Origin of the sequence: Staphylococcus sp. GDY8P94P, from assembly GCF_017892255.1 — a bacterium.
Taxonomy (GTDB): Bacteria; Bacillota; Bacilli; order Staphylococcales; family Staphylococcaceae; genus Staphylococcus; species Staphylococcus cohnii.
Window position 1 is genome coordinate 1 of the sequence record NZ_JAESKU010000009.1, and the last position, 10,297, is coordinate 10,297.

A 10,297-nucleotide genomic window follows, 5' to 3' on the forward strand; every position below is an offset into this window, starting at 1 on the left:
GTAGTATTTTTTGAAAAAGCCACTCAAAAAATCTCCACTCAAGGCACGCATAAAATATCAGCGAATATACCAAAGGAGTGAACATATTGATTCCATATTATCTTTGGTTTAAAGAAAACATTTAAAATTCATGATTATATGCCAACCATTCGACTATTTTTTGAGTTTGTTAAAAGTTCCGAGGCTCAACGTCAANNGACGAATGTCGGCATAGCGTGAGCTATTAAGCCGACCATTCGACAAGTTTTGGGATTGTTAAGGGTTCCGAGGCTCAACGTCAATAAAGCAATTGGAATAAAGCACCTATGATTATTAAAAAAAATAAGTTATAATATATTCAAAAATATTTTTGAATGAGGTGTAATTATGATTCAGACTATTGTAACTGCTGCTATTCTTTATATTGTGACAGCATTAGACTTATTAGTGATTTTATTAATGTTCTTTGCTAGAGCAAAGACTAGGAAAGAATATCGAGATATTTATATTGGTCAATATGTAGGATCTGTGGCATTGATTGTCATAAGTTTATTCTTTGCCTTTGTCTTAAATTATGTTCCTGAAAAATGGATATTAGGATTATTAGGGTTAATACCGATTTATTTAGGAATTAAAGTGGCTATTTATGGTGATAGTGACGGAGAAGAGAGAGCTAAAAAAGAATTGAATGAAAAAGGATTGTCTAAACTAGTTGGTACGATTGCAATTATTACGATAGCAAGTTGTGGCGCTGATAATATTGGTGTATTTGTTCCCTATTTTGTGACATTAAGTGTTACTAATTTATTAATTACTTTGTTTGTCTTTTTAATTTTAATTTTCTTCTTGGTATTTACTGCACAAAAATTAGCTAATATTCCAGGAGTTGGAGAAATTGTTGAGAAATTTGGTCGTTGGATTATGGCTGTTATTTATATAGCTTTAGGTTTATTTATCATTATAGAAAATGACACTATTCAAACAATTTTAGGATTTATATTTTAATTTAGGGTGTGATTTTATATGAGCTATAAAAATGCTTGTGATGTGATCTGTGTACATGAGGATAAAGTTAACAATGCCTTAAGTTTTTTAGAAGATGATAAATCTAAGAAATTACTTAACATTTTAGAAAAGATTTGTGATGAGAAGAAATTGAAAATTATATTATCTTTGATTAAAGAAGATGAGTTGTGTGTTTGTGATATTTCTTTGATATTGAAAATGAGTGTTGCTTCAACTTCACATCATTTAAGACTTTTATATAAAAATGATGTGCTTGATTTTTATAAAAAGGGAAAGATGGCATATTATTTTATTAAAGACGATGAAATAAGAGAGTTTTTCTCTAAAAATCAGGAGGGTTTTTGAAACGAGTGAAACGAGTTTCTTCTTGTCTTGATACTATAAAATAAGCAAAGATATAACATAAAATGACTTATCGGAAGTACATATGCTTCAAAAGATACAGATGGTATAATAATGGAGTCGCCTATCTCTCAGGCGTCAATTTGACGTAGGGAGGAGGTATTATTCATGTTGGAAATCCTTGTTCACATCACGACCACAGTCATCAGTGGTTGTATTATTGCGTTATTTACGCATTGGCTGCGTAATCGCAAAGACAAATAGGCGACAATAGCCACACCTACAAAAATCCCCTCACTATTTGCGGTAGTGAGGGGATTGGTGTATCCATGCTGGATTCCTTGTTAAGTGCATTATAACACCATAGTAGATAGGAATGCAAAACTAAAATTTTATATGATTGTATTTTATACATGTTAAATATTTAATAATTCATGTAATACAATGTTCCAACGTTTAAGTACTTGTTTAGGTTCGTGCATTTCAACTGTTATACCTGAAGTAATATCAGCATATTTTGCAATATCTTGTCTTATCGATTTTATAGTTGCTTCGAACCTTGTACGTTCATAAACTTCATTATTAGGTGAAGGTAAAAAATTAAATCAAGTTGAGTACATTTTACACCAATTAAATCAAAATCCAGCATCACGTAGAATTATGACAAGTTTATGGGATGTAGATGATTTAGATGAAATGTCATTAGAACCGTGTGTTTGGGCTACAAATTGGAAAGTGAGTTACGGTGCTTTAAATTTACATGTGAAACAACGTTCGGCAGATATGGCTCTAGGTCATCCATTTAATGTATTTCAATATGCGGTTTTACACAGGTTAATAGCAGACCAATGTGGTTATGAGTTAGGAAATTTGTATTGGTGTATAGATGATGCCCATGTATATCTTAAACATATAGATACATTAAAGAAGCAACTATCCAATCCTATTAATCAATCTAAACCAACAATAAGTCTACCTAGTAAATATGATGAGAAGGGTAATCTTAAATCTTTTTTTGAACGTAGACTATCTGAAGTACAGTTGAATAATTATAAACATAATGGAATTTTTAAATATGATATAGCGGAATGATAATGAAAGTAAGGGATTTTATAAAGCTATCACATTCATTTTTATAAATAAGATAAAAAAGATTTGACAATATTCCTCATTGTAACTAAAATAGTTACAATGAGGTGCTTGATTTGAAAATAAGTAGTCGTTTTACGGTCGCTGTTCATATATTGGCTTTAATAAAAATCGAAAAAAATTATGCTTTAACATCGAATCAAATTGCAGAAAGTGTGAATACTAATCCTGTTGTTATTCGAAGATTAATGGGGAACTTAAAAAAGTTGGTTTTATTGAAACTTCACATGGCAATTCAGGAGTTAAACTTTTAAAATCATTAGACGAGATTACATTATTTGATGTTTATAAAGCTGTAGAAGTTGTTGAACAAGGCCGTTTATTCCAAATACATGAAGATACCAATATCGACTGTACAGTTGGTGCAAACATACAAATTCTATTGGAAGTTATTTTGAAAAACGCACAGGATGCTATGGAGACAGTATTAAAAAGTGTAACATTAGAAAATATAGTAAATAAAATTCTAGTAAACAACGGATAAATATATCCGTCTCCCCTTGTTTGTAACTGTAACTATTACAAGTACGAGCGTGTTGTTTACTTACATTTGATGAAACTGTATTAACCATCTTAATAAACATTATTGGAAGGAGAAATTATTTTGTCACTAAAAGTAAGCGTTTATTCTGATTATGTTTGTCCTTTTTGTTTTATAGGCAAGGATTAACTTGAAAAAGCAATAAAAGAAACAGATGCTGATATATCTATAGAATGGCAAACATTTGAGCTAAGACCCAAACCATTAGAGCAATTAGATCCTGTTAATGACTCATCCAAACTATCACTCTGGCAGCAAGTGATATATCCAAGAATAACTGAATGGGGAGTAGATATGAAATTACCAAATGTGTCTCCCCATCCTTATACAGATTTAGCGCACGAGGGCTTCTATTTTGCGAAAGAACATGGAAAAGCAAATGAATATAACAATCGTGTTTATGAAGCATTTTTCCAAGAAGATAAAAATATTAGAGAAATTGAAGTACTTACTGAACTTGCTAAAGATGTTAGTATATGGCACGTTCTTGTGGGAGCTTTTAGTGGCTTTTGGATTGCTATGTTAATGGCTGGGGCCGTAACAGTAAGAATGAAATCAGGTGAACGTATTAAAGATGTTTATTTACCACTAATGATAGGCTTTTTAGCGCTATTAGTCTTTTTATTAAATATACTATAATTAGGAGGAATTTATTATGAAAATTGGAATTATTGGAGCAAGTGGAAAAGTTGGAAAACTAGTATTAGAAGAATCAATCGAAAGAGGACATGAAGTAACAGCAATTGTTAGAAATGCTTCAAAATTATCAAGTAGTAATATAAATATTTTAGAAAAAGAAATATATGATATTACTTCTGAAGACTTGAAAGATTTAGATGTAGTTGTTAATGCATTTGGTGCGCCTCTTGGTGAAGAAGAACCACATGTGAAAGCTGGACGTGCACTTATTGAAGCATTGAAAGAAACTGATACAAGAGCAATTATCGTTGGTGGTGCAGGTAGTTTATACGTTGATGAAGCGCAAACAACTAAGTTAATGGATACACCAGAATTTTCTGAACTATTTGGGCCAACTGCAAAAGGAACTTCAAAAGGACAAAGTAGAAATTTAGAAGATTTAAAAGCTTCTAAAGGTATTAATTGGACATTCCTTAGCCCATCTGCAGATTTTGATGCTGAAGGTCCTAAAACTAAAAATTATCAAACAGGCAAAGACAATTTATTATTTAACTCTAAAGGCAATAGTTATGTTAGTTATGCAGATTTTGCATTTGCACTAGTGGATGAGATAGAAAATCCACAACATAAAAATGAACGTTTTACTGTGGTATCAGAAGATAATTAAGAAATATAAATAGTTCGATTATACAAGACGTCTCATCACTAAAAATGATGAGACGTCTTGTATAATTTCAAAGAGAAAAATACTAATAAATTATATAGCTTTATATTTCCAAAAATTCAACATTAAATCTGTATATATGAAATGTTTTAGAAGAAAACGACTGAGTTTTTAAGGTACCCCCTAATCATACGTATATAGCTGTTGAATTTATAGCAACTTGCCATTGCTATTTGAGAATGTTTTAACTTTATAAATAAGAAAAAGAAGTGCAAATATTAGTTGTACCTCTCTTTCTTATTTATAAAACAATTTGAATAATTGCAATAATAATTAAAATACTGATGATCCATTTTTGTACAAAACTAGGGACTTTTTTACCTAATTTTAAGCCTAACGGAGCGAAAATAATACTCCCTATTATTAAAAATAACGCGTCTTCTAAAGGAATGTAACCTTGTATAAGTTTAATGATAAAGGCGCCAATTGAAGATATAAAGGCAATTACTATACTATTAGCAACCACCGTATTCATTGGTAATTTGAATAAAACTAATAATATAGGAATAATAATAAAGGCGCCGCCTGCTCCAACTATACCCGAAATGATGCCAACGAAAAGACCCACAATAACCAATAAAGGCTTATTAAAGGAAGATTGGTCTGAACTAGGTTTTACGTTAATAAACATTAATATTAATGCAAGTAAAGCAATGATAATATACACCATATTTACAAATGTAGCATCAAATAAATTTGCTAGCAAAGCCCCTAACATGCTCCCTATAATCATACCTCCTCCCATATAAAGGACCAACTGGGGTGAGAATTCTGGTTTTTTTCTTGCTTTCAAAGAGCCACTTAAGGTACTGAAAAAGACTTGGCTAGAAGTAAGTCCTGATGCGATATACGCGCTATATGCAGGAGCCCCAAATAGTGGCGGTAACAATAAAATGGCTGGGTAAATAATAATAGCGCCACCTATACCTACTAGACCAGATATAAATCCTCCGAACACTCCGATGAGCAACATAATGATAATATTTATAATATCCATTATTTACTTTTTACCAATAAGTTAACAGCTTCATTAATGATTTCTTGTGAATCTTCATTGTTGTCATCAGCTGAATTGACGCATTCAATTAAATTTTCGCTAATAATAATCCCCATTAATCTTTGTAATGAACTTTTTGAAGCACTAAGTTGCGTAATCACATCTTTACAATGCTTTTCTTCTTCCATCATTTTTACAACGCCATTTAATTGCCCTTGTACTCTATTAATACGATTGATCATGTTTTTATCATAATTCATAGTAATTTCCTCCACTTTTAATTGAATACAGTCATAATAATAAATTAAAACAAGTTTGTCAAATACGTGCGGGGGTATTTGACAAAAAGAGTTATATCTTTTAACATACCCTTATAGGTATTTAACAGGAGGTTATTATGAAACAATATAATGAAAAACATATTAATGATTTAAGTAAATCAGAATTAGAAAAATTAACTTCTCAAGGTCAATTGATTGATGTAAGAACACAAGAAGAATATGAATTGGGGCACATCAATGGTTCCACACTGCATCCTGTAGATGAGATTGAGTCGTTCAATAAAGACAAAAATAAAACCTATTATGTACACTGTAAAAGTGGTAACAGAAGTGCTAAAGCTAGTAAATATTTAGCTGAACAAGGTTATGACGTTGTAAATTTAGACGGCGGCTATAAAGCTTATGAAGAAAAAAACGTCAGCGATGATACAAAAGAAGAAAACACAAATGTAGAAATTAAAGCAGAGCGTAAACAATTAAACTATAGTGGTCTTCAATGTCCAGGCCCTATTGTAAATATCAGTAAAGAAGTAAAAAATATTCAAGAAGGTGACCAAATTGAGGTTACAGTCACAGATCCAGGATTCGCAAGTGATATTAAAAGCTGGGCGAAACAAACGGGACACACATTAGTAAAACTTGATGGGGGTGACAATGAAATTAAAGCGATTATTCAAAAAGAACAACCCAAAGATTTAGAAGTGAGTCATACGTCTAAAGGCACTACAATTGTACTATTTAGTGGAGAATTAGATAAAGCAGTGGCAGCAATGATTATTGCGAATGGTGCTAAAGCTGCAGGAAGAGATGTAACCATCTTTTTCACTTTCTGGGGACTTAACGCGTTGAAAAAAGCGCAAACAGCTAACGTTAAAAAGAAAGGTATCGCAAAAATGTTTGATTTTATGTTGCCAAAAACACCCTTGAAAATGCCACTCTCTAAAATGAATATGTTCGGTTTAGGTAATATCATGATGCGCTACGTAATGAAAAAGAAAAATGTTGATTCATTACCATCACTTATCGACCAAGCAATCGACCAAGATATCAAATTAATCGCATGTACGATGAGCATGGATGTCATGGGCATTAAGAAAGAAGAATTAAGAGACGAAGTTGAGTACGGCGGTGTAGGCACTTATATAGGTGATACTGAAAACGCGAGTCATAATTTATTTATTTAATTAAATCTATTAAAATAAGGAGTTCTTTATATGTTTTTTAAACAATTTTACGATAACAATTTATCTCAAGCATCTTATTTAGTTGGCTGTCAACGCACAGGAGAGGCAATAATAATTGACCCTGTACGTGACTTAACAAAATATATGGAAGTTGCAGATAGCGAAGGTTTTACAATTACACAAGCTGCAGAAACTCATATCCACGCTGATTTTGCTTCAGGCATTAGAGATGTGGCAGAACAATTAAATGCAAACGTATATGTATCTGGCGAAGGTGACGATGAATTAAGTTATCGTAATATGCCAGAACAAACACATTTTGTTAAACATCAAGATATTATTCATGTAGGTAACATTAAATTAGAAGTATTGCATACACCTGGTCATACCCCTGAGAGTATCAGTTTCTTACTCACTGATGAAGGTGGCGGCTCAAGCGTTCCAATGGGCTTATTTAGTGGCGATTTTGTCTTTGTTGGTGATATCGGTAGACCTGATTTACTAGAAAAATCAGTTCAAATGGAAGGTTCTACAGAAGTTAGTGCGAAACAAATGTATCAATCTATAGAAAGTGTTAAAGATTTACCAGATTATATTCAAATTTGGCCAGGTCACGGTGCTGGAAGTCCTTGTGGTAAAGCATTAGGCGCCGTACCAATGTCTACGCTAGGTTATGAAAAAATAAATAACTGGGCATTTAGTGAAACTGATGAAACCAAATTCATTGAAACATTAACATCAAATCAACCAGCGCCACCACATCATTTTACACAAATGAAAAAAATTAACCAATTTGGTATGGAATTATATCAACCATACAATGTTTATCCTAGTTTAAGCAATGAAAGAATAGCATTTGATCTTCGTAGCAAAGAAGCCTTTCACGGTGGTCATACACAAGGAACGATCAATATTCCTTACAACAAAAACTTTATTAACCAAATCGGTTGGTATTTAGACTATGAAAATAGTATAGATTTAATTGGTGATAAATCTACCGTTGAACAAGCAGCGCATACTTTACAATTAATTGGATTTGATAATGTAGCAGGTTATCGTTTACCAAAATCAGAAATTTTAACCCAATCCATCCATAGCGTTGATATGACTGGTAAAGAAGAATATATACTTGACGTACGTAATGAAGAAGAGTGGAATAATGGGCACTTAGATCAAGCAGTCAATATTCCGCATGGTAAATTATTAAATGAAAATATTCCATTTAATAAAGAGGATAAAATATACGTACATTGTCAGTCAGGTGTTAGAAGTTCAATCGCCGTGGGTATCTTAGAAAACAAAGGATTTGAAAATGTCGTAAATATTAGAGAAGGCTATCAAGATTTTCCAGAATCATTAAAATAATTTAAGAGTGTACAGAAAATAACCATTTTCTGTACACTCGTTTTTTATGTCTAAATAAGTATGTATTACATAGAATTATGTGTTCAAAAACCCAACAAAAAATCTATGTTCAAAAAAGATCTTGTGATTAAGTTATGGTACACTGAAGGTGTATATAGGAGGTTTGTATTTTGAAAATAGGTTATGCAAGAGTTTCAACTGGATTACAAAATTTAAATTTACAGGAAGATCGATTAAATACACATGGTTGTGAAAAGATATTTAATGACCATATGAGTGGTTCAAAAAGTAAAAGACCTGGTTTAGATAAAGCAATTGAATTTGCGAGGTCAGGAGATACCATTGTTGTTTGGAGACTAGATAGACTAGGACGTAACATGGAGGATTTAATCACATTAGTTAATGAACTTAACGAACGAGGTGTAAGTTTCCATAGTTTAGAAGAAAATATAACAATGGATAAATCAAGTTCAACTGGACAATTATTATTTCATTTATTCGCAGCATTTGCAGAATTTGAACGTAATTTAATTTTAGAGCGTTCTTCAGCTGGCCGAATTGCAGCACGTGCTAGAGGCCGATATGGAGGCAGACCAGAAAAATTAAATCAAAAAGATTTAAACTTACTTAAGACACTTTATGATAATGGCACGCCAATTAAGACAATTGCAGAACAGTGGCATGTTTCACGTACAACAATTTATCGTTACCTCAATAAATTGGAGGACAAGGAAGATGAAAAACAAGGAGAAGTATCTAACTAATTTTTCTGAAGCCAAACGTAAAAAAGCTACTCAAAAGTACAATATTATAAAACCTTTTATCCTAGGCGAACAATCTTTATCAAGTATTTCTAAAAGTAAAGGGATTGCGTTAAGCACCCTTTATAGATGGAATAAGTCATATAAAGAACAAGGACTTAAAGGACTAATCTATGCGACAAGAGCTGATAAAGGAACACGTAAAATAGAACCAAAGATAATTGATGAAATTGAACGCCTTGCGCTTATGAATAAAAGAAATAGTATAGCCACAATTCATAGGAAAATCACTAATTACTGTAAAGAAAATAATTTTGATATACCAAGTTATAAACAAATTTATAGTGTTATTAAAGCGATGCCTAAGTCTGTTATTGATTTCTCTCATCAGGGTGAAAAATACTATCAAAATAAGTACGATTTAATACAAATTAGAGAATCCTCAAGACCCAATGAAATATGGCAAGCCGACCATACTTTGCTAGATATCTTTATATTAGACCAAAAAGGTAATATCAATAGACCATGGCTAACTATTATTATGGATGACTATAGTCGTGCAATTGCAGGCTATTTCTTAAGTTTTGATGCCCCCAATGCTCAAAACACAGCATTAACACTACACCAAGCAATATGGAATAAGAATAATACCAATTGGCCAGTATGTGGTATACCCGAAAAATTCTACACAGATCACGGGAGTGACTTTACCTCGCATCACATGGAACAGGTCGCTATTGATTTGAAAATTAACTTGATGTTTTCAAAAGTTGGTGTCCCTCGTGGTCGTGGAAAAATAGAACGATTCTTTCAGACAGTTAATCAAACTTTCTTAGAACAACTGCCTGGATATATAAACAATAATGATACTCCTAGTAATCTAATAAATTTTCACAATTTTGAAGAAAAATTACGTTACTTTTTAATTGAAGATTATAATCAAAAAGAACATAGTACTATTCATACCACGCCTATCAGTCGTTGGAATAGTAATCACTTTTTCCCTAATATGCCAAGTAGCTTAGAACAACTTGATTTATTATTGTTGGAAATACCTAAATCTAGAAAAGTTCATTCAGATGGCATTCATTTTCAAGGTTTTCGATACAGTAATACTAATCTAGCAGCTTATGTAGGTGAATATGTACTGATTCGTTATAACCCAAATGATATGGCTGAAATACGTGTGTTTTATAGAGATGAATTTCTTTGTACTGCTATATGTCCAGAAATAGCTGATTACTCCATAGATATAAAAGACATACAGCACGCTCGTAGTCAGAGAAGAAAACACTTAAAACAAAATATT

General features: G+C 32.0%; 11 protein-coding genes and 2 pseudogenes. 11 read left to right on the top strand and 2 right to left on the bottom strand.

What is annotated here, in order from left to right; genetic code table 11:
• Positions 1-366 precede the first annotated feature (366 nt).
• From KA926_RS07425 to KA926_RS07455, 7 genes and pseudogenes are all read left to right on the top strand, one after another.
• Positions 367-984 (top strand): CadD family cadmium resistance transporter, encoded by a 618-nt coding sequence (locus KA926_RS07425; protein ID WP_002467537.1) that lies wholly within the window; start codon positions 367-369, stop codon positions 982-984.
• An 18-nt stretch (positions 985-1,002) separates the two neighbouring features.
• Entirely contained in the window at positions 1,003-1,350 is a 348-nt protein-coding gene (locus KA926_RS07430; protein ID WP_002467551.1) for an ArsR/SmtB family transcription factor, read from the top strand.
• A gap of 165 nt (positions 1,351-1,515) precedes the next feature.
• Positions 1,516-1,611, top strand: a complete 96-nt coding sequence (locus KA926_RS07435; RefSeq protein WP_011276848.1) for a type I toxin-antitoxin system Fst family toxin — start codon at positions 1,516-1,518, stop codon at positions 1,609-1,611.
• Between the two features lie 336 nt (positions 1,612-1,947).
• Positions 1,948-2,439: pseudogene (thyA, locus tag KA926_RS07440) on the top strand (thymidylate synthase); the annotation flags it as partial.
• Positions 2,440-2,552: 113 nt separating this feature from the next.
• A pseudogene (locus KA926_RS07445) lies at positions 2,553-2,980 on the top strand (Rrf2 family transcriptional regulator).
• Positions 2,981-3,178: 198 nt separating this feature from the next.
• Positions 3,179-3,676, top strand: coding sequence for a DsbA family protein (locus KA926_RS07450; RefSeq protein WP_255307513.1), 498 nt, complete (start codon positions 3,179-3,181; stop codon positions 3,674-3,676).
• A gap of 16 nt (positions 3,677-3,692) precedes the next feature.
• Entirely contained in the window at positions 3,693-4,343 is a 651-nt protein-coding gene (locus KA926_RS07455) for an NAD(P)-dependent oxidoreductase (RefSeq protein ID WP_031885497.1), read from the top strand.
• A gap of 298 nt (positions 4,344-4,641) precedes the next feature.
• On the opposite strand, the gene KA926_RS07460 is transcribed toward KA926_RS07455, so the two are convergent.
• Positions 4,642-5,397 (bottom strand): sulfite exporter TauE/SafE family protein, encoded by a 756-nt coding sequence (locus KA926_RS07460; protein WP_031863945.1) that lies wholly within the window; start codon positions 5,395-5,397, stop codon positions 4,642-4,644.
• Positions 5,397-5,657, bottom strand: a complete 261-nt coding sequence (gene cstR, locus KA926_RS07465; RefSeq protein ID WP_031863946.1) for a persulfide-sensing transcriptional repressor CstR — start codon at positions 5,655-5,657, stop codon at positions 5,397-5,399. The genes KA926_RS07460 and cstR overlap by 1 nt, the downstream gene beginning before the upstream one ends.
• Before the next feature lie 137 nt (positions 5,658-5,794).
• Here cstR and cstA point away from each other — a divergent pair, with 137 nt between their 5' ends.
• From cstA to KA926_RS07485, 4 genes are all read left to right on the top strand, one after another.
• A complete protein-coding gene (gene cstA, locus KA926_RS07470; RefSeq protein WP_012816716.1) occupies positions 5,795-6,862 on the top strand; it encodes a persulfide response sulfurtransferase CstA in 1,068 nt (355 codons plus the stop codon).
• Between the two features lie 30 nt (positions 6,863-6,892).
• Positions 6,893-8,227: a persulfide dioxygenase-sulfurtransferase CstB gene (cstB, locus tag KA926_RS07475; RefSeq protein WP_129335045.1), complete on the top strand. Its 1,335-nt coding sequence runs from the start codon at positions 6,893-6,895 to the stop codon at positions 8,225-8,227.
• Positions 8,228-8,397: 170 nt separating this feature from the next.
• A complete protein-coding gene (locus KA926_RS07480; protein WP_044466683.1) occupies positions 8,398-8,991 on the top strand; it encodes a recombinase family protein in 594 nt (197 codons plus the stop codon).
• The coding region (locus tag KA926_RS07485; protein ID WP_210141807.1) for a Mu transposase C-terminal domain-containing protein at positions 8,963-10,297 on the top strand (1,335 nt) is incomplete at its 3' end. The genes KA926_RS07480 and KA926_RS07485, both read left to right, overlap by 29 nt.